Origin of the sequence: Burkholderia sp. BCC0044, assembly GCF_902832955.1 — a bacterium.
GTDB lineage: Bacteria > Pseudomonadota > Gammaproteobacteria > Burkholderiales > Burkholderiaceae > Burkholderia.
The window spans coordinates 1,257,183-1,280,636 of the sequence record NZ_CADFDO010000003.1; the positions used below are offsets into that span (position 1 = coordinate 1,257,183).

Consider the following 23,454-nt stretch of genomic DNA (forward strand, 5'->3'; position numbering starts at 1 on the left):
TCTGCTCCGCTAGGGCCGGGGATTGGCCGCGCTGCTGGCGGCCGGGCCGCCTTGCGATTCGATGTAGGTCACCAGCGCGGTCAGCTCCGGCTCGCTCAGGTCGAAATGCGGCATGATCGGTGCGTAGCCCTTCACGACGCGGGCCGTCGGGTTGCGGATGAAGGCGCGCAGATAAGCTTCGTCCACCTTCGCGGTGCTGCCGTCGGCCATCGTTTCGGTCTTGCCGTACAGGCCCTTCCAGGTCGGGCCGACGCGCGGGCTGCCGTCCACGGTATGGCAAGCGAAACAGCCCTTGGCCGCCGCGAGCGCCTTGCCCTGGTCAGCCAGCGCCTGCGCGCTGCCGCCTGCCGTGGCCGCCGCGGCCTGCACCCTGGCCTGCTGCCGCTGCGCGAACGTGCTCTGCTGCGCCAGCCAGCGCGAGAACGCTGCCTCGTCTTCCACCACCACCACGCCGCGCATGTTGGAATGCCCGATCCCGCACAGCTGCGCGCACAGGATGTCGTAACGCCCCGCCTTGGTCGGCGTGAACCAGAAGGTGGTCACCATGCCGGGCACCATGTTCATGCGCGCACGGAACGGCGGCACGTAGAAGTCGTGCAGCACGTCGCGCGAGCGTGCGAGGACCTGGATCGGCCGGTTCAGCGGCAGGTGTACCTCGGGCGTCTCGATCAGGTAATTGTCACGGCCGTCGGGGTCGGCGGGGTTCAGGCCGAAGGGGTTGTCGTTGCTGACGTAGCGCACGTCCGTCGTGCCCAGCTTGCCGCCGGGGCCGGCGAAGCGGAAGCGCCATTGCCATTGCTGGCCGACCACCTCCATCCGCAGCACGTTGCGCGGCGGCTGGATGTAGTCCGCATAGACGAAGAGGCCCGGCGCCAGCAACGCGGCCACGCCGACGGTGGTCAGGCCGATCAGCCACCATTCCAGCCGTCGGTTGTGGGGCTCGTAGGCCGCGCGATGCCCGCCGCGGTGGCGGTAGCGCAGCAGGGCGATCGCGACGAACAGGTTGATCGCGATGAAGAGTGCACCGGTAATGACGATCGTGATCGTCAGCATGTCGTCCATGCGCACCCAGTTCGATGCGATTGGCGTGATCCACCAGGGACTGGCAAAGTGGAACACCACCGCCAACAGGATGATCAGGACCAGGGCAATCGCAAGCACCATAAGCTGCCTCGCCGCATGTCACTCGCCGGGGCCGCCGGCACGAGACGGCCGTCTCGCGCGGCGGGAAGAAGCGGCGTGTCAGTGCATCTCGCGTTGCTTGCGTCGCTCGAGGATGCCGTAGACGACGGCGGTGACCACACCGAACAGCAGGTTGGCCAACAACGGCCCGGAACCGCGCTCCGAGACGAACCATGGGAACACGGCAGTCATCACATGGAAGTTCCACACATACGCGACGATCCCGAAGGCGAACCCGATGACGGCCTCCATGCCCACGCTCGAATCGAACCGGAACGGGGCCATGATCGCAGCGAGAATCATCCCCATGATGGCGCCGAACACGTAGTGCAATACCAGCGCCGTTCCGACGATGCCATAGCTGAAAACCGACATGTTTTCGAGTGCGCTGCGGCCCATCACCATGGCCGCGATCTTGTGGGTCGGTTGCCACGGGCTTTCGTCGAGCACCAGGGTCGACCAGAAGAATTCGAGCACGATGACCAGCGCGCCACCCGCGAGACCGGCCACGGCAGCCGCGAGCCAGTCCGGTGTGCGCCGCTCCCAATGGTGTGATTGAATGTGCAGTTCCATACGACCTCCTCTCCCGCGTGGACGGGTGCCAATTTCACAGTGGCCCGACGCAGCACGCTCGATGTCGAGACAGCCTCAGGGGCAGTGCATGCCGGTTTCAGGTGTCAGGGGAAGGCCGGTGTCGTCGGATCGGCGCCTTCCAGATCCGCCTTCGGAAAATGCTCGGCGATCATCTGCTCGATTTCCTGCTCTCGCAATGCCGGCACGTCGGCCATGATCAGAATCTGGCCTTCCTTTATCGCTTCTCGAAATCGCTGGAGTCGCGCGTTCGGCTCGGCGATGCCGATCATCCCGGCCGTCCACGCGCCGAAGCCCGCTCCCGCCACCGTCAATGCGACGACGGCGCCGCCCGCGATCACGAGCTCCGCAGGGGGGTACACAAGCGCGACGAGGCCGATAAGCGCGCCCGTCGCTCCGCCGAGTGCGACGCCGCGCTCGAGCGCGTGCACGACATCGCTGCTTTGCAGCAGTGACGCTTCGGGCAACTGATCAAGTGTGACGCTGTGATCGGCGAGGACGTGGATATGGCGCCAGATGATGCGCGCGCGTAGCAAGTCATCGACGATCGCCTTCGCCATCACGGTATCGGGTACGAGGAAATAAAGGCGTCTCATGCCAGCCTCCTTTCTGCCGTCAACGCATTCCGACGGAAGTATCTTTTTATTCTATGTCAGCATCGGCGCGCGGGACGTGCCTGCATGCGTAGGTGCTTTTACCGTCCCGGTGCGGTCATTCGACACGCGTGGCATGCGCGTTTGAAGTGGGGCGGTAAGCGACGTGCACTGAATCGTGTGACGAACTCTTGTGGCAAGAGTCGCCGCGCACTTTCGCGCGCAACCATCGCATGCTGCGCCTCTCCGGCCCGTGCCGATGTTGGTGACGCGCAGCGTCGTCCTAGCCTTCACGGCGCCCCGATTTTCTCCTACAGTAGCGAAGCCTCGGGCCGTCCGGCCCGCAGGCGAGCCTGAGAGATCACAAGACCAACAAGGAACCATCCGATGAATATCAGCAAGCGTGGCGACCACCTGTTCGCGGCCGGGTTGTGGAAAGCGATCGGCGACGTCGCGAAATCGGTCCGTACCCAGATCGGCGAAACCAGCGAAGGGCGCGTGCTGGCCGACGCGCTGTTCGCGCTGCAGCGCGAGCTGGGCGGCAGCGAATTCGACGTGACGATCAACCAGGGGCGGCCCGTCGCGGGCTCCGATCCGCATTCGTTGATCTTCGGCAGGGCCGTCGAGCGCTTCAGGTACGACATGGAGGCGGTGGTGTTCGCGCTGAAGCATCGCCGCAGCATCGACGGGCCCAACGGTGAGCAGCGCGCCGAAGCGCTCACGCAGGCCAACACGCATCTCGCGACCGCGAAGCAGTACGCGATGTTCACGGTCGGGCGCTTCTTCGATGCGGTCGTCGACCGCGACGTGCTGGAACAGATCGTCGGCGCCGAGTCGCCGGCGCGCGGCCGGCCGCTCGCGGCGCGCAAGGGGATCGACGAGACGCAGCGCACGCTCACCGGCGTGCGCCAGCGGATCATCGGCGCGATTGCGCAGATGTAATGCAATGGCCGCGCCGGCTCGTCGAGCCGCGCGGCCATCGCGTGATACGGATACGGATGAGTGGGGAAGCCGGCGCGCCGTGCCGATGAAGGCCCCCGCGCCGCCGCCGAACCTCGCTTACTGCGGGCCCATCTTCTTGATCAGCACATCGAGCTCGGCCGCTTCTTCGTCGGTCAGGTCGATGAGCGGCGCGCGCACCGGGCCCGCGTCGTGGCCGACGAGCTTCGCGCCCGCCTTCACGATGCTGACCGCGTAGCCGGCGCGGCGATTGCGGATTTTCAGGTACGGCAGGAAGAACTCGTCGATCAGGCGGCCGACGGTTGCGTGGTCGTCCTTCGCGATCGCTTCGTAGAATGCCATCGCCGTCTTCGGGATGAAGTTGAACACGGCCGACGAGTACACCGGCACGCCGAGCGCCTTGTACGCGGCCGCATAGACTTCGGCCGTCGGCAGGCCGCCGAGGTACGCGAAACGATCGCCGAGGCGGCGGCGGATCGTCACCATGCTCTCGATTTCGCCGACGCCGTCCTTGAAGCCGATCAGGTTCGGGCAACGGTCGGCGAGGCGCTCGAGCATGTCCGCATTCAGCTTCGAATTCGCGCGGTTGTACACCACGACGCCGATCTTCAGCGCGCGGCACACCTGCTCGACGTGCTCGGCGATCCCTTCCTGGCTCGCTTCGGTCAGGTAGTGCGGCATCAGCAGCACGCCGCTCGCGCCGAGGCGCTCGGCTTCCTGCGCATATTCGATCGCGACGCGCGTCGCGCCGCCCGCGCCGGCGAGGATCGGCACCTTGCCCTTGCAGGTTTCCGTCGCGACGCGGATCACGTCCGAATACTCGCGCTGCGTGAGCGAGAAGAACTCGCCGGTGCCGCCGGCCGCGAACAGCGCGCTCGCGCCGTACGGCGCCAGCCATTCGAGGCGTTCGGCATAGGTGGTCGGGCGGAAGCTGCCGTCTGCGTCGAAATCCGTCAGCGGAAACGACAGCAGGCCGTGGGAGATGATCTGTTTGAGTTCTTGCGGTGAAGTCATGGTTGGGTCGTCCGTCTAGCGCGAGTGCTGGTTCGTCGGGAACGGCATACGAGCCGAATTGGCGATGTCGTTGTATGTCATCGTACAACGCAAGAAAGAGCGGCGCAAGCGGTTTGCTGGCGGGTCAAGGTTAGGGTCTTTCCGGATAAGGGTTTACGCAGCATCATCAACTGAGGTTGAATGTCGTATGATGACTAACGATATCGCAGATAGGCTTCCAGGAATTCCGATGACTGCTTCCCCTCTCTACATCCGCGTGCATCCGGACGACAACGTGGCGATCGTCGTCAACGACGGCGGTTTGCCCGAAGGCGCGACCTTCGCCGACGGGCTCACGCTGTGCGAAGGCGTGCCGCAAGGTCACAAGGTCGCGCTGGTCGACCTCGCGGCCGGCGACCCGGTCATTCGCTACAACGTGGTGATCGGCTATGCGCTGACCGACCTGCGGCGCGGCAGCTGGGTCAACGAGCGCACGATGCGCATGCCCGAGCCGCCGGGCCTCGACGACCTGCCGCTCGCCACGCGCGCCGCGCCGCCGCTCGAGCCGCTCGAAGGCTATACGTTCGAGGGCTTCCGCAATGCGGACGGCTCGGTCGGCACGCGCAACATCCTCGCGATCACGACGACCGTGCAGTGCGTGTCGGGCGTCGTCGAGCACGCGGTGAAGCGGATCAAGGACGAACTGCTGCCGCGCTACCCGAACGTCGACGACGTCGTCGGGCTCGAACATACGTACGGCTGCGGCGTCGCGATCGATGCGCCCGACGCCGACATCCCGATCCGCACGCTGCGCAACATCAGCCTGAACCCGAACTTCGGCGGCGAGGTGATGACCGTGAGCCTCGGCTGCGAGAAGCTGCAGCCCGAGCGCCTGCTGCCGCCGGGCGCGATTCCGGTGACCGCCGACGGCGCGGCCGACAACGGCGGCGTCGTGTGCCTGCAGGACGCCGCGCACGTCGGCTTCCATTCGATGATCGACTCGATCATGAAGATGGCCGAATCGCATCTCGAGCGGTTGAACCGCCGCCGCCGCGAAACCTGCCCGGCGTCGGATCTCGTCGTCGGCGTGCAGTGCGGCGGCAGCGACGCGTTCTCGGGGCTCACCGCGAACCCGGCCGTCGGCTTCGCGGCCGACCTGCTCGTGCGGGCGGGCGCGACGATCATGTTCTCCGAAGTGACCGAAGTGCGCGACGGCGTCGCGCAGCTCACGTCGCGTGCGGCGAACGAAGCGGTGGCCCGCGAGATCATCCGCGAGATGGATTGGTACGACCGCTATCTGCAGCGCGGCCGCGTCGACCGCAGCGCGAACACGACGCCCGGCAACAAGAAGGGCGGGCTGTCGAACATCGTCGAGAAGGCGATGGGGTCGATCGTGAAGTCGGGCAGCGCGCCGATCGCCGGCGTCGTGCGCCCCGGCGATCGCGCGCGGCAGAAGGGGCTGCTGTACGCGGCGACGCCCGCGAGCGATTTCATCTGCGGCACGCTGCAGCTCGCGGCGGGGATGAATCTGCATATTTTCACGACCGGCCGCGGCACGCCGTACGGCCTCGCGCAGGTGCCGGTGATCAAGGTCGCGACGCGCAGCGATCTCGCGCGCCGCTGGCACGACCTGATGGATCTCGACGCGGGGCAGATCGCGACCGGCGCGGCGACGATCGAGGACACGGGCTGGGAACTGTTCCGGCTGATGCTCGACGTCGCGAGCGGCAAGCGCCGCACGTGGGCCGAGCAATGGAAGCTCGCGAATGCGCTGACGCTATTCAACCCGGCGCCGGTGACCTGACGCGCAAGGTGGTGACGGCAAGACGATGCGGGCGCCTTCGGGCGCCCGTTTTCGTTGCGGAGCGCGTGCCGGCAACAGGCGACCGTCACTCGATGCCGATCGGCAGCGACAGCCCCACCTTCACGCGCGACATCACGACCATCGTTTCGAAGTGGCGGATGTTGTGGTGCTGGCGGAATACGCGCGTGGAAAATTCCTCGTAGTGATCGATGTCGCGCATCGCGATCATCAGCACGAAATCGGCGCGGCCTGTCACCACGTAGCACTGCATGACTTCCGGCAGCGATTTCAGGAACCGCTTGAATTCGTCGAGCAGGTCGACCCGTTCGCGCTCGACCTGCACGAGCACGAGCATCGTCAACGGGAGGCCGACCTTGTTCGGATCGACGACGGCGACATCCTGCTGGATATAGCGCTCGTCGCGCAGCCGCTTGACGCGGCGCAGGCAGGCGGGCGGGCTCAGGCCGATCTCGGCGGCGAGCGCCTGGTTGGTGACCTGGTTGTCGTGCTGGAGACGGGCGAGGATCCGCAGATCGAAGTCGTCGAGCGGTGCGGCGAGGGAATTCATCGGATTTCCTTGTGGAGGAAAAAACGAAACAAATTCACGAATCGGGCGGCGTGATGTTTATCGGATTTCGCGACGGCTGCCGATAATCGTAGCATCCGTCAACCACGAAGCTGCGAGGAAATCATCATGCGTTCCCGACATCTGCTGCTGGCGCTTGCGCCGCTCGTGCTGGCCGTTTCCGCGTTCGGCGCGGACACGGTCGTCGTAGGTTTCGCCGGCGCGCTCACCGGCGCGCAGGCGCATTTCGGCGAGGACAGCGCGCGCGGCATCCGGCTCGCGATCGACGAAATCAATGCCGGCCATCCGAGCGTCGCCGGGCATCCGGTCACGTTCGCGCTCGACGCACAGGACGACCAGGCCGACCCGAAGGTCGCGACGACGGTCGCTCAGCGCTTCGTCGATACGCATGTCAGCGCCGTGATCGGTCACCAGAATTCGGGGACGTCGATCGCCGTCGCGAGGCTCTACGCGACGGCCAACATCGCGGAGCTGACACCGTCGGCGACCAATCCCGAGTTCACGCGCCTGGGCTATCGCACCACGTTTCGGTTGCTCGCGAATGACGACTTCCTCGGTCAGGCCGTCGCCCGCTATGCGGTCGAGCAGCTGCACGCGCGCCGTATCGGCGTCGTCGACGATCGCACGGCATACGGGCAGGGCATCGCAGACGTGTTCGTCGGCGGGCTCGGGGCGTCGGGCGCGACCGTCGTCGCACGCGAATACACGACGGACAAGGCCTTCGACTTTGGCGCACCGCTGACGTTGCTCAAGGGCAAGGCGCCCGATGCGATCTTCTTCGGCGGCATGGACACGCAGGGCGGCCCGATGCTCAAGCAGATGAGGAAGTTGCGGATTGCCGCGCCGCTGCTGGGCGGTGACGGCCTGTGCACGCACGAAATCCTGAAGCTGGCCGGCGACGCGCTCGACGGCAATCTCGTGTGCGCGGACGGCGGCAGGAGCCTGGCGAAGATGCCAGGCGGTCCGGCGTTCGCTGCACGCTTCACGCAGAAATACGGCGCGCCCGTGCAGCTCTACGCGCCGTATGCGTACGACGCGATGATGGCCGTCTACCACGCGGTGATGCTCGCGCAGTCCACCGATCCCGCGAAGATTGTCGATGCGCTGCATCGCGTCGACTTCCAGGGCGTGACCGGTCGGATCGCATTCGACGCACGCGGCGAATTGCGCAATCCGGCGGCAACGATTTCGACGTTCAAAGGAGGCAACAAGGTGACTTTGTCGGAGGTGGTCAAATGAATACGCGGATTCTTCCCGTGGGCACGGCGTCGCTGCGCGACGTCGCTCGGCCGGTCGACGACGTGGGCACGCCCGCGGTACGCGAAGCGGCAAGCGCACTGGGCGCCGCGCTGCGCGCGTTTCGCGACGAACACGGCTTCGGACGCGCGGTCGCCGCGCCGCAGATCGGCATCGGGCAGCGGATGATCGCACTCGCGCTGGACGGCTGGCCCGACGTGATCGTGAATCCCGAGATCGTGTGGCGCAGCGACGCGCGGATGACGCTGTGGGATGACTGCATGTGCTTTCCGGACCTGTTCGTGCGCGTCGAGCGCCATGCGTCGGTGAGCGTGCGCTACACGACGCTCGACGGCGAGCCGCATCAGCGCGACGCGTTGTCGCCCGACGTGTCGGAGCTGATGCAGCACGAGATCGATCACCTCGACGGCAAGCTGTCGTTCGATCGCGCGGTGGGGCCGAACGCGGTCGTGCATCGCAGCGTGTTCGACGCCGACCGTGCGTCGTTCGCGGCGCAGGTCGACTACACGCCGAACGTGCCGCGGGAGACACGCATGGCCCATCATGGCATTCCGTCCGTCGAAGCGCCCGCGTTTCCGCAGGGCGCCGCCTACATGAACGGCCGCTTCATTCCGATCGCCGACGCGCGCGTATCGGTGCTCGACTGGGGCTTTCTGCACTCCGACGTCACGTACGACACCGTGCATGTTTGGAACGGCCGCTTCTTCCGCCTCGACAAGCATATCGAGCGATTCAGGCGCTCGCTTGCGCGGTTGCGGCTGAACGTGCCGTTGACCGACGATGCGCTGCGCGACATCCTCGTCGAATGCGTGCGCCGCTCGGGGCTGCGCCACGCCTACGTCGAGATGCTGTGCACGCGCGGCGTGTCGCCGACCTTCAGCCGCGACCCGCGCGATGCGGTGAACCAGTTCATCGCGTTCGCGGTGCCGTACGGATCGGTCGCGAACGAGCGGCAGTTGCGCGAAGGGCTGCACCTCCACGTGATCGACGACGTGCGGCGCATTCCGCCCGAATCGGTTGATCCGCAGATCAAGAACTATCACTGGCTGGACCTCGTCGCCGGGCTGCTGAAGGGCTATGACGCGGGCGCGGAGTCGGTCCTGCTGAAGTGCACGGATGGCAGCATCGCCGAAGGTCCCGGGTTCAACGTGTTCGTCGTGCGCGACGGCCGGCTGCGGACGCCCGAGCGCGGCGTGCTGCACGGCATCACGCGGCAGACCGTGTTCGAGCTGGCGACGGCGATGGGCATCGACGCCCAGGCTGCGCGCATCGACGATGCACAGTTGCGCGACGCGGACGAAGTGTTCATCACGTCGACGGCCGGCGGCATCATGCCGGTCACGCGGCTGAACGACGCGACGATCGGCGACGGCCGGCCGGGGCCGGTGACGCGCCGGCTGTTCGACGCGTACTGGGCGAAGCACGGCGATCCGGCGTGGAGCCTGGCGGTCGACTACGCGGACGGCTGAGCACGGCGGCCGGCGCGGGCGCGATTTCCTTACCTCGTACGTAATCGACCGCCCGCGCGAGCCCGGCGACGATGGCGGCACGCGGACCCGAAACGTCCGCGACATCGTCCACCGACACAAGGAGCCTCGCCATGAACACCGCTCAAACCGCATCGTCCGTTCACGCCGACCTGATCGACCGCTACTTCGACGCCTGGAACGAACCCGATGCCGCGCGCCGCCGCGCGCTGATCGACGCGACGTACGCAAGCGACGCAGCCTATCGCGATCCGCTGATGGCCGGCGACGGCCACGCGGGCATCGACACGATGATCGCCGCCGTGCAGCAGCGTTTCCCCGCCTTCCGCTTTCGCCGCACGACCGACGTCGACGCGTTCGGCCAGCACCTGCGATTTTCGTGGGCGCTCGTGTCGCCCGACGGCGCGGCGATCGTGAAGGGCTCGGACTTCGGCACCGTCGACGCGTCGGGTCGCCTCGCGTCGGTCACGGGTTTCATCGATGAAATGCCGGCCGCGGCGGCGTGACGCGAACGATGCATGCACCATGGCCGCCGGGATCGGGTAACGTTATGCGATTCGTTCCTGATCCCGGAGACAACCGACATGCTGAAGAATCTCGACCCGCTGCTGCACGCCGACATCCTGCACACGCTGCGCGCGATGGGCCACGGTGACGAAATCGCGATCTGCGATGCGAATTTCCCGGCGGAATCCGTCGCGGAGCACACGGTGGTCGGCCGCGCACTGCGCGTCGACGGCGCCGATTCGGCGCGTGTCGTGCGCGCGGTGCTGTCCGTGCTGCCGCTCGACACGTACGTCGACACGCCCGCGTGGCGGATGGAAGTCGTCGGCGACGCGGCCGCGGTGCCGCCCGTGCAGCGCGAAGTGCAAGCCGAGATCGACCGCGCGGAAGGGCGTGCGGTGCCGCTGACCGGCGTCGAACGTTTCGCGTTCTACGAGCGTGCGCAGCAGGCGTATGCGGTGATCGTCACCGGCGAAACGCGCGGCTACGGCTGCTTCATCTTCAAGAAAGGCGTGCTGTTGAGCGACGCGGGCTAAACGCGTTTTTCATCGAGCCGGGCTACCGGCGCGATCGCCGCGTTGTAAAGATTTGCTACAAGCCCTTGGACACCGCGGAAAGACCCTCTATGCTGGCCCATTTGCCGCGCGCCCTCCCGGGCCGCGCGGCGCCGAACCGCCCGGGCGCGCCCGCGGCGGGCGGCCGAATTGCATACGAGGAGAGAGGCATGACGCGTACCGTCGATTCCGGCGTCATTTTTTTCGCACGCCTGGCGCTGGCGGCGTTGTTCTTGTGGGGCGGCATCATGAAGCTGCTCGGCTACAGCGATTTCGTCGCGTATTTGCACGGGATGAACGTGCCCTATCAACAGGTGGTCGCGCCGATCGTCGTCGCGATCGAGGGGCTCGGCGGTCTGCTGCTGATCGTCGGCTACAAGGTCCGGCCGCTCGCGTTGCTGATGGCGGTCTACACGATCGCGACCGCGATGGTCGGGCACAACTTCTGGGACGCGACGAACGCCGCGGTCCAGCACGACATGGTGATTCACTTCTGGAAGAACGTCGCGATCGCCGGCGGTTTCCTGCTGCTGTTCGTCACGGGCGCCGGCGGCGCGAGCATCGACGCGCTGCGCCGGCCGAGTTCGTCGTACGGCGTGCTGCGTTGAGCTAAGCAAATTCGCGCCGCTACGCCGACGCAAGACAAAAGGGCCGAATCCCGCACGTTGCGGGATTCGGCCCTTCGTTCATGAAGCGGGCGCCGCCCCTTAGTGCGTGCCCTTCACGTCCTTCGCATCCTTCGAGAACTGCACGGCGATCGCGCCGAGCACGCAGATCGCCGCGACGTACACGACCGGCGCGAGCGGGTTCGACTTCATCATCAGCGACACGATCACCGGCGTGAGGCCGCCGAAGATCGCATACGCGACGTTGTACGAGAACGAGATGCCCGAGAAGCGCACGACGGCCGGGAAGCTCTTGACCATCACGAACGGCACCGCGCCGATCGTGCCGACCATGAAGCCGGCGATCCCGTAGTAGAGCGGCAGCGTCGACGCATCGGCCGCGACCTGCACGAACAGCAGGTAGTAGCACGCGGCCAGCCCGATGCCGCCGATGCCGAGCACGCGCTTCGCGCCGATCCAGCCCGCGAGCGAACCTGCGGTGATGCAGCCGGCCGTCAGGCACAGCGTCGCGACGCTGTTCGCGAACAGCGTGGTCGCGGGCGTCAGGTGGAACTGCTTCTGCAGCAGCGCGGGCGTCATCAGGATCACGACGACGATCGCCGCCGACAGCATCCACGTGAGCAGCATCGACACGATCACCGCGCGGCCGTGATCGCGCAGCACCGCCTTCAGCGGAATCTCGGCCGCGAGCGCCTTCTTCGCCTTCATCTCGGCGAACACCGGCGTTTCATGCAGCCAGCGGCGCAGGTACACGGAGAACAGCCCGAACACGCCGCCGAGCAGGAACGGAATGCGCCACGCGAACGCGCCGACTTCGGCCGTCGAGTAACGGCTGTTGATGCCGGCCGCGACGAGCGAGCCGAGCAGGATGCCGGCCGTGAGGCCCGCGGTCAGCGTGCCGCATGCGTAGCCGATATGGCGCGACGGCACGTGTTCGGACACGAATACCCATGCGCCCGGCACTTCGCCGCCGACCGCCGCGCCCTGCAGCACGCGGAACAGCAGCAGCAACACCGGCGCGAGGATGCCGATCGTGTCGTAGGTCGGCAGCAGGCCCATCAGCAGCGTCGGCACCGACATCATCAGCACGCTCAGCGTGAACATCCGCTTGCGGCCGAACAGGTCGCCGAAGTGCGCCATGATCACGCCGCCGAGCGGGCGCGCGAGATAACCGGCCGCGAAGATGCCAAACGTCTGCAACTGGCGCAGCCAGTCGGGGATGTCGTGCGGGAAGAAGAGTTGTCCTATCGCCGGCGCGAAGAACACGAAGATGATGAAGTCGTAGAACTCGAGGGCGCCGCCGAGTGCGGCAAGGCCAAGGGTCTTGTAGTCGCTGCGCGTGAGCGCGCGTTCGGCGGCGCGAGGCACGCCGCTCAATTCGGAAGCTTGCATGGTCAGGACGATCGGTTTTCGAATGTAGTTGTCGGTGCTGCGTCTCCAGGGCCCGCTTTTCGGCATGGACTGACAAGGCGCGGCTTGCGTCGTCGAAGCGCGCCGCGTGCCGGGGTGAGGCACGCAACACGCGCCGCCGCACCGGGATGGGGCACGGCGGAGACGAAGCGTCAAAGCGGGTGGGGGGATTCTACAGGAGCGCGAAATGCGTCGCGCGGGGCGCGCCGAGGACGGCTTCGGACCATGCAGCCGAAGCGCGCGCGGCGCGGGCGGCCGGTGAGCCGCTGGCGCGCCGCGCCGGGCAGGGGCGCGTATCGGTTATCAGTTGCCGGCGATCGTATCGACCGGCTTGAACGCGCCGCGCTCGACCTTGTAGATCGTCACCGGCGCATCCTTCAGGTCGCCCTTCGCGTCGTACGCGATGCTGGGGGCCGACACGCCCTTGATCGACACCTTGCCGAGATACGGCGTGTACACCTTCGGATCGGTCGAGTTCGCGTCCTTCATCGCGGTGAGCAGCGCGATCGTGCCGTCGTACGAATACGGCGAGTACGTGATCACGTCTTCGTTGAAGCGCGCCTTGTAGCGGGCCGCGTAGCCGGAGAAGCCCGGCATCTTTTCCTTCGGCAGCCCGCCCATGTAGACGATCGCGCCTTCGGCCGCGTCGCCGCCGACCTTCAGGAACGTCGGCGAGCGCGACATCTCACCTGTCACGAACGCCGACTTCATCCCGAGCTGACGCATCTTGCGGATCATCGGCGACGATTGCGCGTCGCCGCCGCCGTAGAAGACCGCGTCCGGATTCACACCCTTCAGGTTGGTCAGGATCGCGGAGAAATCGAGCGCCTTGTCGTTCGTGAAGTCGCGCTTGACGATCGTGCCGCCCGCCGCTTCCACGGCCTTCGCGAATTCGTCGGCGATGCCCTGGCCGTAGGCCGTGCGGTCGTCGATGATCGCGATGCGCTTGAAGCGCAGCGTCTTCACCGCGTACGTGCCGACGATGCGGCCGGCCTGCGCGTCGCTCGTCAGCAGCCGGTAGGTCGTCTTGTAGCCGCGCGCCGTGTATTGCGGCGACGTCGCCATCGAGATCTGCGGCAGCCCGGCGCGATCGTACAGGTCGGACGCGGGAATGCTGGTGCCCGAGTTGAAGTGGCCGATGACGCCGCGGACGTTGTCGTCGATCAGCCGCTGCGCGACGGTCGTGCCGGTGCGCGGGTCGGCCTGGTCGTCCTGCGCGTCGAGCTGGAACGTGACGGGCTTGCCGCCGATCGTCGGATGCGTCGCGTTGAAATCGGCGATCGCGAGCTGCACGCCCTTCTGCATGTCCGTGCCGTAATTCGACTGCGGGCCGGTCAGCGGTGCGGCGAAACCGATCTTGACGACGTCGGCGGCGACGGCGTGCGCGCCCGACAGTGCGCAGGCAGCGGCCAGCGCGACGTGCGATACCTTCAGCTTCACTTTCACTTCCCCTTGATGGCGTGGTTGGGCCGCCGCCGGCATGCGGGCCGGCGCCGGTAAACCGGGCGAGACGTATCGGTCGGCAGGCCGATGCGCAGGCCATGCGTGCTCGCCGCGTGCTGCGCGCGCTGTGCCGGAATCGGCGTGCGCGACGGCGGATGCGGCGAGCCGTGCATGCCGATTGCGGCAGCGGCGGGATGTCGTCTCGTGACCGTGAAGCGAAGTCTAGATAGCGAAAATGCGTGCGTCTTGCGCGTTCGATGCGCGGCCGGCGACGATATCGGCATATCGTCGATTACCCTGATATATGCCGAAATCGTCATGACGAATGCGCAAACCCGCCAAGACGCGGGACGCCGGCATTTTTAGGATGACGAGATTCGGGTGCGGGGTGCCGGCGTGTCGATGCGCTGCGCCGGCTGCGGCGGAAGCGGAACGGTCGCCGGCCGCGCACGTGCCGTAGTGGTTGCGTGCGCAACCTGTTCCATCGACCGATGGAACCGGCCGGGCGCGCGACGGAACCGGCCGCCGTCTTGCCCGCCCCGCGTTCGGCGCGACGCGATCGAAGGGGCGCTCCTATAATCGACGCCATCTGCCACTCGCTTCGCGGTTGCCGGGATGACGACCTTGCTTGCCGTACCGCCCATGAGCCTGTCCGACACGTTGTGCTACCAGCCCGACAACGCCGATTTCGGCGCGATGCTCGCGCATTTCCGTCTGCTCGAACCGGTGCTGGATGCGCTGCCGGACGTCGCGTTCTTCGTGAAGGATGAGAGCGGCCGCTACGCGATCGTCAATCGCACGCTGGCGATGCGCTGCGGCTACAAGGACAAGCGCGACCTGCTCGGCAAGACGGCCGACGAGGTGTTTCCGCGCCGCTTCGGCCGCAGCTATTTCGAGCAGGACATGGCGACGATCAACGCCGGCCAGCAACTGATGGACCAGCTCGAGCTGCACCTGTATCCGGGCCGCCAGCCGGGCTGGTGCCTGACCTGCAAGGAACCGCTGCGCGACGCCGCGGGCCGGGTGGTCGGCCTCGCGGGCATCTCGCGCGACCTGAAGGCGCACGAAGGATCGCACCCGGCGTACAGCCGGCTCGCCGACGTGGTCCAGCACATCCAGGATCACTACGTGCAGCCGCTGAACCTGAAGCAGCTCGCGCAGATGGCCGGGATGTCGGTCGCGCAGCTCGAACGCTACTTCCACAAGGTGTTCCACCTGACGCCGCGCCAGGTGCTGCTGAAGACGCGGCTCGACGCGGCCACCGCGCTGCTCGTCACGCACGACAAGGTGACCGACGTCGCCGCGCTATGCGGCTACACCGATCACAGCGCGTTTACGCGCCAGTTCAAGGCGACGGTCGGCGTGACGCCGACGGAATACCGGTTGATGCTGCAGGAGCGGGCAGGGTGACGCGACTCGCCGGCGTGGCCGGCGCGTCGCAGGGATCGGGGTAAGGCGGGAAACGGGCGGGGAAGCGGAAAGCGGTGAAACGGCGGCTCAGCGGTAGCCGAGCCCTTTCAGCACGGCGGTGCCGTCTTCGGTCAGCCGGAAGCTCGGCGCCGTGTCGGGGTCGAGCTTGACCATTTCGACGAGGCCGGCTTCCTGCAGCGCGGGCAATTCGGGTTTGGCGTTCGCGCCGATCGGCGCATGCAGCAGCACGAGCAACGTCGCGATTTCATGATGACTGAGCAGGCGGCGCAGCATCGTCTTCTTTGCAGGGGGCGCGGCCGGGCGGCCCGCGGGTGCTTCTACGGCGCTCATCGCTTTCCTCCTTTTCGAGATAACCATCGGGTACTGGTTGCGGATGGTGCCGTCGAAGACTTAAGCGATTCTTAAAACGGGGGCGGGCGACGCAATGCTGCACTGCGGTATGGGTTACGGCATGTAACGTCAGACGACGCGCGGCTTCCGGCACGACCGCGGCCGGCCGCACGGGCCGGTACTTGGCTGCCTGATTCGCCACGATCGCGGGGGCGAGAGGGGGCCGCTCCAATCGATCGCCGAATCGCGAGCGCGGTCCGGCCCCAAACTCCGAGTCGCCCTCTTTCCTTATTTCCTGCGCTGCGCCTGCGCGGCGAGCCGCACGGCCGCATTCGCCGCGCCGTAGCCGTCGTACCCGCCGCGCCGCTCGACGATCTCGAGCGAGAAGCGGTTGTCGACCAGTTCCGTATACGCATGCAGGAATTCGCCGCCTTGCTCGTCGCGATCGTAGAGCAGGTGATGCGCGCTCAGCGTGTCGATCAGTTCGTCCGGCAGCGCATAGCGCGCGGCGAGATCGTCGTAGTAGTTGGCCGGAATGCGCAGGAACGGCACGCCGTCGGCCGCGAACGCGGCAACCGTCTTCACGATGTCGTCGGTGCGGAACGCGACGTGGTTCAGCCCGGTGCCGTGGTAGCGGTCGAGCGATTCGGCGACGGCCGTGTGACGGTCGACCGATGCGTTCAGCGCGATCCGCACCGAGCCGTCGGCGCTGCGCACCGCGCGGCTGCGCATCAGCCCGTACGGGTCGGGCACCAGCCAGCTGCGCTCGGCCTCGAAGCCGAACGCCGTCTTGAAGAACAGGATCCACGTGTCGAGCGCGTCGGCCGGCAGCGCGAGGCACACGTGATCGATGCCCGTCAGCGGGCCGACTTCGCTCGGGCCGTCGATGTCGGTCAGCACGAAGTCCGATTCATACAGCGTGGGCGCATCCGGCGCTTCGTCGACGAAATATTCGAGGCTGCCGTCCGGCGCCTTCACGCTCGGCAGCACGCGCTCGTTCGGCCCGACCCGGCCGGAGAACGGCGCATAGCCGAAGCCGGCCGCGCGTTCGAACGCCACTTTGGCGTCGTCGACGCGGAACGCGGACGCGCACAGCGACAGCCCGTGCTGCTGGAAGAACGCATCGGCGAACGAGTCGCGCTCGGCGTTCAGCACGATCGATGCGGCGCCGTGCTGGAACAGCGTCACGTCCTTCGAGCGATGCCGGCCGGCGAGCCGGAAGCGCATCCGGCCGAGCCATTCGCCGACGGTCGCCGCCGCCTGCGCGTCGACCGCGAATTCGATGAACTGGAACCCGACGTGCGCGGGCGGTGCGGGCGGTGCGAACAGCGGCTGGCTGGCGGCCGGCGCGCGGCCCGCCTGCGCGAGCCGCGCGCGCGTCAGGTCTTCCAGATAGAGCAGCGAGCGATGACCGTCGGCGGCCGTGAGCGCGGTCGGCGCCGCGCGGAAGCCGTCGTTGAAGATCTCGAGCGACAGCGGCCCCGTATAGCCCGACTCGATCACGCGCGCGGTGAAGCGCGCCAGGTCGAAGTCGCCCTGGCCCGGGAACGAGCGGTAGTGGCGGCTCCATTCGAGCACGTCCATCACGAGCTTCGGCGCGTCGGCGATCTGCACGAAGGCGATCCGGTCGCCGGGGATGTCGGCGATCCCGTCCGGCGAATCGTCGAGCGACAGCGTGTGGAAGCTGTCGAGCGCGAGGCCGAGGTGCGGGCTGTTCACCGCATTGACGAGCTTCCACGCGTGGCCGTACCGCTTCACGACGCGGCCCCACGCGAGCGCTTCGTACGCGGCCACCACGCCGGCCTGCCGCGCGGCTTCGGCGAGCACGCCGAGCTGGTCGACGAGCAACCCGTCGTCGGCGATCGTGTCGGCCGCCACACTGCTGCAGACGAGGATGCGGTCGGTGCCGAGCGCATGCATCACGTCGAACTTGCGCTTGATGCGGTCGAGATTGCGCGCGAGCTGGGCCGCGCTCACGCCCTCGAAGTCGCGAAACGGCTGGAACAGCACGATGTCGAGGCCGAGATCGGCGGCCATGCGCCGGACGTCGGCCGGCGATCCGTCGAAGTAGACGAGGTCGTTTTCGAAGATTTCGACGCCGTCGAAGCCCGCGGCCTGGACGGCGGCGAGCTTCTCGGCGAGCGTGCCGGACAGGGACACGGTGGCGATCGAGCGCTGCATGGGGCGATTCCTGCGGATGAGCGGGGCATGACGCCGGTCGAATCGACCCTGAATGAACCAGTCGTTGAGTTCGCCGCGGGCGCCATATCCCGAATTTACTGGGCTAGTCATCCGTATTGTACAAACTAACTAGATGGTACAAATTAGCGAAAACCCGGAAAGACAGCCCGCTTGCACGGGCGCACACTAGCGCCAAATTCCGATGTCTTCGGGGCGGCGCCGATCGTGGTCCGCCCCTGTTTCAGGAGCAGAAACACGATGAGCAAGCACAAGGTACTGGTGCTGAACGGCCCGAACCTGAATCTGTTGGGCACCCGCGAGCCCCATATCTACGGCGCGGAAACGCTCGCCGATCTCGAGCAGCGCTGCCGTACGGCGGCGGAAGGGCTCGGGCTGGAAATCGAGTTCCGCCAGTCGAACGCCGAGCACCAGTTGATCGACTGGCTGCATGCCGCGCGTCACGACACGCACGGCATCGTGATCAACCCGGCCGCCTATACGCATACGTCGGTGGCGCTGGCCGACGCGCTTTCCGCGATCGCGAAGCCGGTGATCGAAGTGCATATCTCGAACGTCCATCGCCGCGAGGCGTTCCGCCACCATTCGTATATATCGGCGATCGCCGAAGCCGTGATCTGCGGCTGCGGCACCGAAGGCTACGTGTTCGCGCTGCAACGCCTGGCGACGCTGTTCGCGCAGGGAGCGGCACGATGAGCCGCCCGTCGTTTCTGATCGGCCTGATCGGCCAGGGCATCGGCGGTTCGCTGTCGCCCGCGATGCATGAGGAAGAGGGGTTCCGCCAGGGCTTCGGCTACGTATACCGGCGCATCGATCTCGACGTGCTCGGCGTGACCGTCGACGCGCTGCCGCAACTGCTCGAGGCCGCGCAGCAGATGGGCTACAACGGGTTGAACATCACGCATCCGTGCAAGCAGCGCGTAATCGAGCACCTCGATGCGCTGTCGGACGACGCGCGTGCGCTCGGCGCGGTGAACACCGTGCTGTTCAAGAACGGCAAGCGGATCGGCCACAACACCGACTGGTCGGGCTTCGCGAAATCGTTCAGCCGCGGGCTGCCCGGCGCGTCGCTCGAACGCGTCGTCCTGCTCGGCGCGGGCGGCGCGGGCGCGGCCGTCGCGCATGCGGCGCTGCAGATGGGCGCGGCCGAACTGACGATTTTCGACGTCGACGGCACGCGCGCCACCGCGCTGGCGGGCGAATTGCAGCAGCGCTTTCCCGCCGCCCGCGTCACGCCGGGCAGCGATCTCGCGGCCGCGATGCGCGCCGCGACCGGCCTGATCCACTGCACGCCGACCGGCATGGCCAAGCATCCGGGCCTGCCGCTGCCGGCCGAGCTGCTGCATGCGGGCATGTGGGTGGCCGACATCGTGTATTTTCCGCTCGAAACCGAACTGATCCACGCCGCGCGCGCGGCCGGCTGCGCGACGCTGCCGGGCGGCGGGATGGCCGTGTACCAGGCCGTCGACGCGTTCGAGCTCTTCACCGGGCGCACGCCCGACGCCGAGCGAATGTTCGGTCATTTTCAGTCGCTCGTCGCGCGCTGACCCCCTTACAGACACAGAAAGAGACCAGGAGACGACCATGCAGCACACCACCCACACGAGCGCCGCGCCGGCGCAGGCGGCCGGCACGGTCCGGCGCACATCGGCGCGCTACAAGATCCTCGCGCTGCTCGCGATCGGCACGATGATCAACTATCTCGACCGCACCGTGCTGGGTGTGGCTGCACCGCAGCTCACCAAGGAGCTCGGCATCAACGCGGCCGTGATGGGCATCATGTTCTCCGCGTTTTCGTGGACGTACGTGGCGATGCAGGTGCCCGGCGGCCTGTTCCTCGACCGCTTCGGCAGCAAGGTCACCTATTACTGGTCGATGACGCTGTGGTCGCTGTGCACGTTCCTGCAAGGCTTCGTGCCGGGCATCGCGACGTTGCTCGCGTGCCGGCTGGGCCTCGGCGTGACGGAAGCGCCATGCTTCCCGACCAACAGCCGCGTCGTCGCGACGTGGTTCCCGCAGAACGAACGCGCGATGGCGACGGGCACCTATACCGTCGGCGAATACATCGGCCTCGCGTTCTTCAGCCCCGTGCTGTTCGCGCTGATGGGCGCATTCGGCTGGCGCTCGCTGTTCTGGGTCGTCGGCGCGGTCGGCATCGCGTTCGGCCTCGTCTGGTGGAAGTTCTACCACGAGCCGCGCAACCATCCGGGCGCGAACTCGGAGGAACTCGCGTACATCGAAGCGGGCGGCGGCCTCGTGCACGGTGCGCGCAAGGCCGGCGACAAGGGCGACAAGGGCGACAAGCAGGCCAAGTTCAGCTGGTCGATGGTCGGCAAGCTGGTGAAGAAGCGCCAGCTCGCGGGCATCTGCCTCGGCCAGTTCGCCGGCAACTCGACGCTCGTGTTCTTCCTGACCTGGTTCCCGACCTATCTGGCAACCGAGCGCCACATGGGCTGGCTGAAGATCGGCTTCTTCGCGGTGATGCCGTTCATCGCCGCGTCGGTCGGCGTGATGTTCGGCGGCATCTTCTCCGACTGGCTGCTGCGCCGCGGCAAGTCCGCGAACCTCGCACGCAAGCTGCCGATCATCGCGGGCCTGCTGCTCGCGTCGACGATCATTCTCGCGAACTACGTGCAAAGCAACGAAGCGGTGATCGCGATCATGTCGGTCGCGTTCTTCGCGCAGGGCATGGCCGCACTCGGCTGGACGCTCGTGTCGGATATCGCACCGGACGGCTTGCTCGGCGTGACGGGCGGCATCTTCAACTTCGCGGCGAACCTCGCGGGCATCATCACGCCGCTCGTCGTCGGCTTCATCGTCGCGTCGACCGGCTCGTTCGTCGGCGCGCTCGTGTTCATCGGCGTGATCGCGCTGGTCGGTGCGCTGTCGTACATCTTCGTCGTCGGCGACATCAAGCGGATCGAGCTGTAAGCACCTGTTCCCCGCACAGTCGGTGCGTTCGCCCGGCGGCCAATCGGCCGCCGGGCTTTTTTGTTTGCGCGTGCCGGCGGGCGGGCCGGCATGCACGCCACTTCATGCGTGCTGCATCGCGATGCCGAGCGATTCGACCGCGGCCGCGATCGCGGCGACCGCACGCCGGATATCGCCCGCATCGATTGCGCCGATGCAGCCGACGCGGAACGTCTCGAGCCGCGTGAGCTTGCCCGGATACAGGATGAAGCCCGCGTCGCGCACTGCGTCGTAGAAGCGGCGGAAATCGTAGGCCGGATGGTCGGGCGCGTGAAACGTGACGATCACCGGCGCCTGCACGCTCGCATCGAGGAACGGCACGAAGCCGAGCGCGCGCATCGATTCGACCAGCGTGCGGCAGTTGTCCGCATAGCGCGCGCCACGCGCCGGCTGGCCGCCTTCGGCGAGGTACTGGTCGAGCGCGGCACGCAGCGCGGCGATCACGTGCGTCGGCGGCGTGAAGCGCCATTGCCCCGTCTTGCGGAGATACGCGTACTGATCGTGGAGATCGAGTGCGAGTGACGGCGAGTTGCCTTCGCTTGCGTCGAGCGCGTCGCGCCGCACGATCGCGAATCCCATTCCCGGCACGCCTTCCAGGCATTTGCCGCTGGCCGAGATCAGCGCGTCGATGCCGCTGTCCGCCAGCGCGATCGGCAGCGCGCCGAACGAACTCATCGCATCGACGATCAGCCGCTTGCCGTGCCGCCGGCATGCGGCCGCGATCGCGTCGAGCGGATTCAGGATTCCGGCGCTCGTTTCCAGGTGCACGAGCGCGACGTGCGTGATGCGCGGCTCGCGCACGAACGCGGCTTCGACGGCCGCCGCGTCGACGGCCGCATCCTCGCCGAACGGCAATGCGATCGCGTCGATGCCGAGCCGGCCGAGGATCTTCAGGATGCGCGCGCAATACGCGCCGTTGTCGGGCACCAGCACGACGCCGTCGCGCGGCACCAGCGTGCCGAGCGCCGCTTCGACCGAGAACGTGCCGCTGCCCTGCATCGGCACGCACACGTACGCGTCGCCGCCACCCGCGATGGCGACGAGATCCGCGCAGACGCTGGCCGTCAGTTGATTGAAAGCGGCGTCCCACGACCCCCAGTCATGTTGCATTGCGTGGCGTGTTGTGGCGGACGTGGTGAGCGGGCCGGGTGTGAGCAGGATCGGGTCGGGCATGGGTTTTTCCTCCAGCGAAGGGCGAACGAAACGCCGAACGGCATTTCTGAATGACTTGCATGATAGTGGCAAAATGTGTCATTTTTTGGAAATTGTGGCATTCGTCACGGCTTTGTCATCGAACGCTGTGATCCTTCGGTTGCCGCGCGACACCCAGTCTGACCGCGGTAGCGAGGCGGGCCGTCCAGCGGTCTGCCCGGAGACAACAGGAGAGCCGGATCGTGCCCCGGCCGTTTGGTGTTCCGCCTACGGAGAAGTGAGATGACACTGCAGAAACCCTCGCGCGCCGCCGCCGGCGCGTTCCGCAAGCTCGCGCTGGCCGCCTGCGCCGCCGGTCTGCTGCAAGGCGCCGCGATGCCGGCGCACGCGGCGAACGCGGTCGTGCTGTACACGGCGGACGGCCTCGAGAACCTCTATCGCGATGTGCTGCCGGCTTTCGAGAAGAAGGAAGGCGTGAAGGTCAACATCGTGACGGCGGGCAGCGGCGAGGTGGTGAACCGCGCGAACATCGAGAAGAATTCCCCGAAGGCCGACGTGATCGTCACGTTGCCGCCGTTCATCCAGCAAGCCGGCCAGATGGGCCTGCTGCAGCCGTACCAGAGCGTGAACTACAAGAACGTGCCGGCCATCGCGAAGGCCGAGGACGGCACGTGGGCGACCTTCGTCAACAACTACTTCTCGTTCGCGATCAACCCGGACGTCGTGAAGAATCAGCCGAAGACGTTCGCCGACCTGCTCGCGCCGACCTACGCCGGCAAGGTCGCGTACTCGAACCCGGCCACGGCCGGCGACGGGATGGCCGTGCTGATCCTGACGACGTCGCTGATGGGCGAGGACAAGGCGTTCGACTACCTCGCGAAGCTGTCGCAGAGCGTGAAGTTCCACACGAAGGGCACGGGCTACCTGAACGTGCTGCTGTCGCGCAACGAGATCAGCGTCGCGAACGGCGACCTGCAGATGGATCTCGACGACGCCGAACACGGCGCGCTGTCCGTCAAGCCGATCTTCCTGGCCGCGAAGGCCGGCGACCAGCCGACCACGTTCCAGCTGCCGTACGGCATCGGCCTGATCAAGAGCGGCCCGAACCAGGACGCCGGCAGGAAGCTGATCGACTACCTGATGTCGACGGAAGTGCAGTCGAAGGTGCCGGACATGTACGGCATCCCGGGCCGCACCGACGTGCCGCTGGCCGGCAAGAACGGCGAAGCGGTGAAGAAGGCGATCGCGGGCGTGAAGCTGATTCCGGTCGACTGGACCCAGGTGATGGCGAAGAAGCCGGAATGGATCGAGCGCTGGAAGAAGGACGTGATCGGCAGCTCGGGCAAGCAGCTCGACGTCGTCAAGCCGAAGTGATCGGCGCA

Annotated in this window: 23 protein-coding genes; 12 read left to right on the forward strand and 11 right to left on the reverse strand. The window is 66.9% G+C overall.

Annotated features, from left to right (window positions below):
- Positions 1-9 precede the first annotated feature (9 nt).
- The 3 genes from HWX14_RS22675 to HWX14_RS22685 form a co-directional block, all read right to left on the reverse strand.
- Positions 10-1,164, reverse strand: a complete 1,155-nt coding sequence (locus HWX14_RS22675) for a c-type cytochrome (RefSeq protein ID WP_175884584.1) — start codon at positions 1,162-1,164, stop codon at positions 10-12.
- Between the two features lie 78 nt (positions 1,165-1,242).
- Positions 1,243-1,755 (reverse strand): hypothetical protein, encoded by a 513-nt coding sequence (locus HWX14_RS22680; RefSeq protein WP_175884585.1) that lies wholly within the window; start codon positions 1,753-1,755, stop codon positions 1,243-1,245.
- A 104-nt stretch (positions 1,756-1,859) separates the two neighbouring features.
- On the reverse strand, positions 1,860-2,369 hold the full coding sequence (locus tag HWX14_RS22685; protein ID WP_175884586.1) for a DUF1269 domain-containing protein: 510 nt from the start codon (positions 2,367-2,369) through the stop codon (positions 1,860-1,862).
- Between the two features lie 384 nt (positions 2,370-2,753).
- On the opposite strand from HWX14_RS22685, the gene HWX14_RS22690 reads away from it, so the two are divergent.
- A complete protein-coding gene (locus HWX14_RS22690; RefSeq protein WP_175884587.1) occupies positions 2,754-3,308 on the forward strand; it encodes a hypothetical protein in 555 nt (184 codons plus the stop codon).
- Between the two features lie 117 nt (positions 3,309-3,425).
- Here HWX14_RS22690 and kdgD read toward each other — a convergent pair whose 3' ends face one another.
- Positions 3,426-4,340, reverse strand: a complete 915-nt coding sequence (kdgD, locus tag HWX14_RS22695; protein ID WP_175884588.1) for a 5-dehydro-4-deoxyglucarate dehydratase — start codon at positions 4,338-4,340, stop codon at positions 3,426-3,428.
- A gap of 229 nt (positions 4,341-4,569) precedes the next feature.
- Here kdgD and garD point away from each other — a divergent pair, with 229 nt between their 5' ends.
- Entirely contained in the window at positions 4,570-6,123 is a 1,554-nt protein-coding gene (gene garD / locus HWX14_RS22700; RefSeq protein WP_175884589.1) for a galactarate dehydratase, read from the forward strand.
- An 85-nt stretch (positions 6,124-6,208) separates the two neighbouring features.
- On the opposite strand, the gene HWX14_RS22705 is transcribed toward garD, so the two are convergent.
- Positions 6,209-6,691: an Lrp/AsnC family transcriptional regulator gene (locus tag HWX14_RS22705; RefSeq protein ID WP_175884590.1), complete on the reverse strand. Its 483-nt coding sequence runs from the start codon at positions 6,689-6,691 to the stop codon at positions 6,209-6,211.
- Between the two features lie 126 nt (positions 6,692-6,817).
- On the opposite strand from HWX14_RS22705, the gene HWX14_RS22710 reads away from it, so the two are divergent.
- The 5 genes from HWX14_RS22710 (at position 6,818) to HWX14_RS22730 (ending at position 11,119) form a co-directional block, all read left to right on the forward strand.
- Entirely contained in the window at positions 6,818-7,948 is a 1,131-nt protein-coding gene (locus tag HWX14_RS22710; protein WP_011546884.1) for a branched-chain amino acid ABC transporter substrate-binding protein, read from the forward strand.
- Complete coding sequence (locus HWX14_RS22715; RefSeq protein WP_175884591.1) at positions 7,945-9,435, forward strand: aminotransferase class IV; 1,491 nt, start codon at positions 7,945-7,947, stop codon at positions 9,433-9,435. The genes HWX14_RS22710 and HWX14_RS22715 overlap by 4 nt, the downstream gene beginning before the upstream one ends.
- A 131-nt stretch (positions 9,436-9,566) precedes the next feature.
- On the forward strand, positions 9,567-9,959 hold the full coding sequence (locus HWX14_RS22720; RefSeq protein WP_175884592.1) for a nuclear transport factor 2 family protein: 393 nt from the start codon (positions 9,567-9,569) through the stop codon (positions 9,957-9,959).
- Positions 9,960-10,037: 78 nt separating this feature from the next.
- A complete protein-coding gene (locus HWX14_RS22725; protein ID WP_089470660.1) occupies positions 10,038-10,493 on the forward strand; it encodes an RbsD/FucU family protein in 456 nt (151 codons plus the stop codon).
- 188 nt (positions 10,494-10,681) lie between these two features.
- Positions 10,682-11,119: a DoxX family protein gene (locus HWX14_RS22730; protein ID WP_006491342.1), complete on the forward strand. Its 438-nt coding sequence runs from the start codon at positions 10,682-10,684 to the stop codon at positions 11,117-11,119.
- Positions 11,120-11,218: 99 nt separating this feature from the next.
- On the opposite strand, the gene HWX14_RS22735 is transcribed toward HWX14_RS22730, so the two are convergent.
- The 3 genes from HWX14_RS22735 to HWX14_RS22745 form a co-directional block, all read right to left on the reverse strand.
- Positions 11,219-12,529: an MFS transporter gene (locus HWX14_RS22735; RefSeq protein ID WP_175884593.1), complete on the reverse strand. Its 1,311-nt coding sequence runs from the start codon at positions 12,527-12,529 to the stop codon at positions 11,219-11,221.
- Between the two features lie 321 nt (positions 12,530-12,850).
- Positions 12,851-13,987, reverse strand: coding sequence for a branched-chain amino acid ABC transporter substrate-binding protein (locus HWX14_RS22740; protein WP_175884594.1), 1,137 nt, complete (start codon positions 13,985-13,987; stop codon positions 12,851-12,853).
- Positions 13,988-13,989: 2 nt separating this feature from the next.
- Positions 13,990-14,310: a hypothetical protein gene (locus HWX14_RS22745; RefSeq protein ID WP_175884595.1), complete on the reverse strand. Its 321-nt coding sequence runs from the start codon at positions 14,308-14,310 to the stop codon at positions 13,990-13,992.
- A gap of 295 nt (positions 14,311-14,605) precedes the next feature.
- Between HWX14_RS22745 and HWX14_RS22750 the strand changes: the two genes are divergently transcribed.
- Positions 14,606-15,400, forward strand: a complete 795-nt coding sequence (locus HWX14_RS22750; RefSeq protein ID WP_126368659.1) for an AraC family transcriptional regulator — start codon at positions 14,606-14,608, stop codon at positions 15,398-15,400.
- 87 nt (positions 15,401-15,487) lie between these two features.
- On the opposite strand, the gene HWX14_RS22755 is transcribed toward HWX14_RS22750, so the two are convergent.
- Entirely contained in the window at positions 15,488-15,751 is a 264-nt protein-coding gene (locus HWX14_RS22755) for a hypothetical protein (RefSeq protein ID WP_006489463.1), read from the reverse strand.
- A 288-nt stretch (positions 15,752-16,039) separates the two neighbouring features.
- A complete protein-coding gene (locus HWX14_RS22760) occupies positions 16,040-17,932 on the reverse strand; it encodes a sugar phosphate isomerase/epimerase and 4-hydroxyphenylpyruvate domain-containing protein (RefSeq protein WP_175884596.1) in 1,893 nt (630 codons plus the stop codon).
- 258 nt (positions 17,933-18,190) lie between these two features.
- On the opposite strand from HWX14_RS22760, the gene aroQ reads away from it, so the two are divergent.
- Genes aroQ through HWX14_RS22775 form a run of 3 tightly spaced genes read left to right on the forward strand, consistent with a single transcriptional unit; the run spans position 18,191 to position 20,881 of the window.
- Entirely contained in the window at positions 18,191-18,646 is a 456-nt protein-coding gene (gene aroQ / locus HWX14_RS22765) for a type II 3-dehydroquinate dehydratase (RefSeq protein WP_006489476.1), read from the forward strand.
- Positions 18,643-19,497, forward strand: a complete 855-nt coding sequence (locus tag HWX14_RS22770) for a shikimate dehydrogenase (RefSeq protein ID WP_175884597.1) — start codon at positions 18,643-18,645, stop codon at positions 19,495-19,497. The genes aroQ and HWX14_RS22770 overlap by 4 nt, the downstream gene beginning before the upstream one ends.
- 37 nt (positions 19,498-19,534) lie before the next feature.
- The gene (locus HWX14_RS22775; protein ID WP_175884598.1) at positions 19,535-20,881 is read left to right on the forward strand and encodes an MFS transporter; all 1,347 of its coding nucleotides are present in this window, start codon (positions 19,535-19,537) and stop codon (positions 20,879-20,881) included.
- Between the two features lie 102 nt (positions 20,882-20,983).
- On the opposite strand, the gene HWX14_RS22780 is transcribed toward HWX14_RS22775, so the two are convergent.
- Positions 20,984-22,093: a 2-aminoethylphosphonate--pyruvate transaminase gene (locus tag HWX14_RS22780; protein WP_175884599.1), complete on the reverse strand. Its 1,110-nt coding sequence runs from the start codon at positions 22,091-22,093 to the stop codon at positions 20,984-20,986.
- 261 nt (positions 22,094-22,354) lie between these two features.
- On the opposite strand from HWX14_RS22780, the gene phnS reads away from it, so the two are divergent.
- On the forward strand, positions 22,355-23,446 hold the full coding sequence (gene phnS / locus HWX14_RS22785; protein WP_175884600.1) for a 2-aminoethylphosphonate ABC transporter substrate-binding protein: 1,092 nt from the start codon (positions 22,355-22,357) through the stop codon (positions 23,444-23,446).
- The last annotated feature ends 8 nt before the right edge of the window (positions 23,447-23,454 follow it).

Bases quoted from the DNA above. Each gene is read 5' to 3' on its own strand.
- HWX14_RS22675 (WP_175884584.1), bottom strand. From the start codon at position 1,164: ATGGTGCTTGCGATTGCCCTGGTCCTGATCATCCTGTTGGCGGTGGTG.
- HWX14_RS22680 (WP_175884585.1), bottom strand. From the start codon at position 1,755: ATGGAACTGCACATTCAATCACACCATTGGGAGCGGCGCACACCGGAC.
- HWX14_RS22685 (WP_175884586.1), bottom strand. From the start codon at position 2,369: ATGAGACGCCTTTATTTCCTCGTACCCGATACCGTGATGGCGAAGGCG.
- HWX14_RS22690 (WP_175884587.1), top strand. From the start codon at position 2,754: ATGAATATCAGCAAGCGTGGCGACCACCTGTTCGCGGCCGGGTTGTGG.
- kdgD (WP_175884588.1), bottom strand. From the start codon at position 4,340: ATGACTTCACCGCAAGAACTCAAACAGATCATCTCCCACGGCCTGCTG.
- garD (WP_175884589.1), top strand. From the start codon at position 4,570: ATGACTGCTTCCCCTCTCTACATCCGCGTGCATCCGGACGACAACGTG.
- HWX14_RS22705 (WP_175884590.1), bottom strand. From the start codon at position 6,691: ATGAATTCCCTCGCCGCACCGCTCGACGACTTCGATCTGCGGATCCTC.
- HWX14_RS22710 (WP_011546884.1), top strand. From the start codon at position 6,818: ATGCGTTCCCGACATCTGCTGCTGGCGCTTGCGCCGCTCGTGCTGGCC.
- HWX14_RS22715 (WP_175884591.1), top strand. From the start codon at position 7,945: ATGAATACGCGGATTCTTCCCGTGGGCACGGCGTCGCTGCGCGACGTC.
- HWX14_RS22720 (WP_175884592.1), top strand. From the start codon at position 9,567: ATGAACACCGCTCAAACCGCATCGTCCGTTCACGCCGACCTGATCGAC.
- HWX14_RS22725 (WP_089470660.1), top strand. From the start codon at position 10,038: ATGCTGAAGAATCTCGACCCGCTGCTGCACGCCGACATCCTGCACACG.
- HWX14_RS22730 (WP_006491342.1), top strand. From the start codon at position 10,682: ATGACGCGTACCGTCGATTCCGGCGTCATTTTTTTCGCACGCCTGGCG.
- HWX14_RS22735 (WP_175884593.1), bottom strand. From the start codon at position 12,529: ATGCAAGCTTCCGAATTGAGCGGCGTGCCTCGCGCCGCCGAACGCGCG.
- HWX14_RS22745 (WP_175884595.1), bottom strand. From the start codon at position 14,310: ATGACGATTTCGGCATATATCAGGGTAATCGACGATATGCCGATATCG.
- HWX14_RS22750 (WP_126368659.1), top strand. From the start codon at position 14,606: ATGACGACCTTGCTTGCCGTACCGCCCATGAGCCTGTCCGACACGTTG.
- HWX14_RS22755 (WP_006489463.1), bottom strand. From the start codon at position 15,751: ATGAGCGCCGTAGAAGCACCCGCGGGCCGCCCGGCCGCGCCCCCTGCA.
- HWX14_RS22760 (WP_175884596.1), bottom strand. From the start codon at position 17,932: ATGCAGCGCTCGATCGCCACCGTGTCCCTGTCCGGCACGCTCGCCGAG.
- aroQ (WP_006489476.1), top strand. From the start codon at position 18,191: ATGAGCAAGCACAAGGTACTGGTGCTGAACGGCCCGAACCTGAATCTG.
- HWX14_RS22770 (WP_175884597.1), top strand. From the start codon at position 18,643: ATGAGCCGCCCGTCGTTTCTGATCGGCCTGATCGGCCAGGGCATCGGC.
- HWX14_RS22775 (WP_175884598.1), top strand. From the start codon at position 19,535: ATGCAGCACACCACCCACACGAGCGCCGCGCCGGCGCAGGCGGCCGGC.
- HWX14_RS22780 (WP_175884599.1), bottom strand. From the start codon at position 22,093: ATGCCCGACCCGATCCTGCTCACACCCGGCCCGCTCACCACGTCCGCC.
- phnS (WP_175884600.1), top strand. From the start codon at position 22,355: ATGACACTGCAGAAACCCTCGCGCGCCGCCGCCGGCGCGTTCCGCAAG.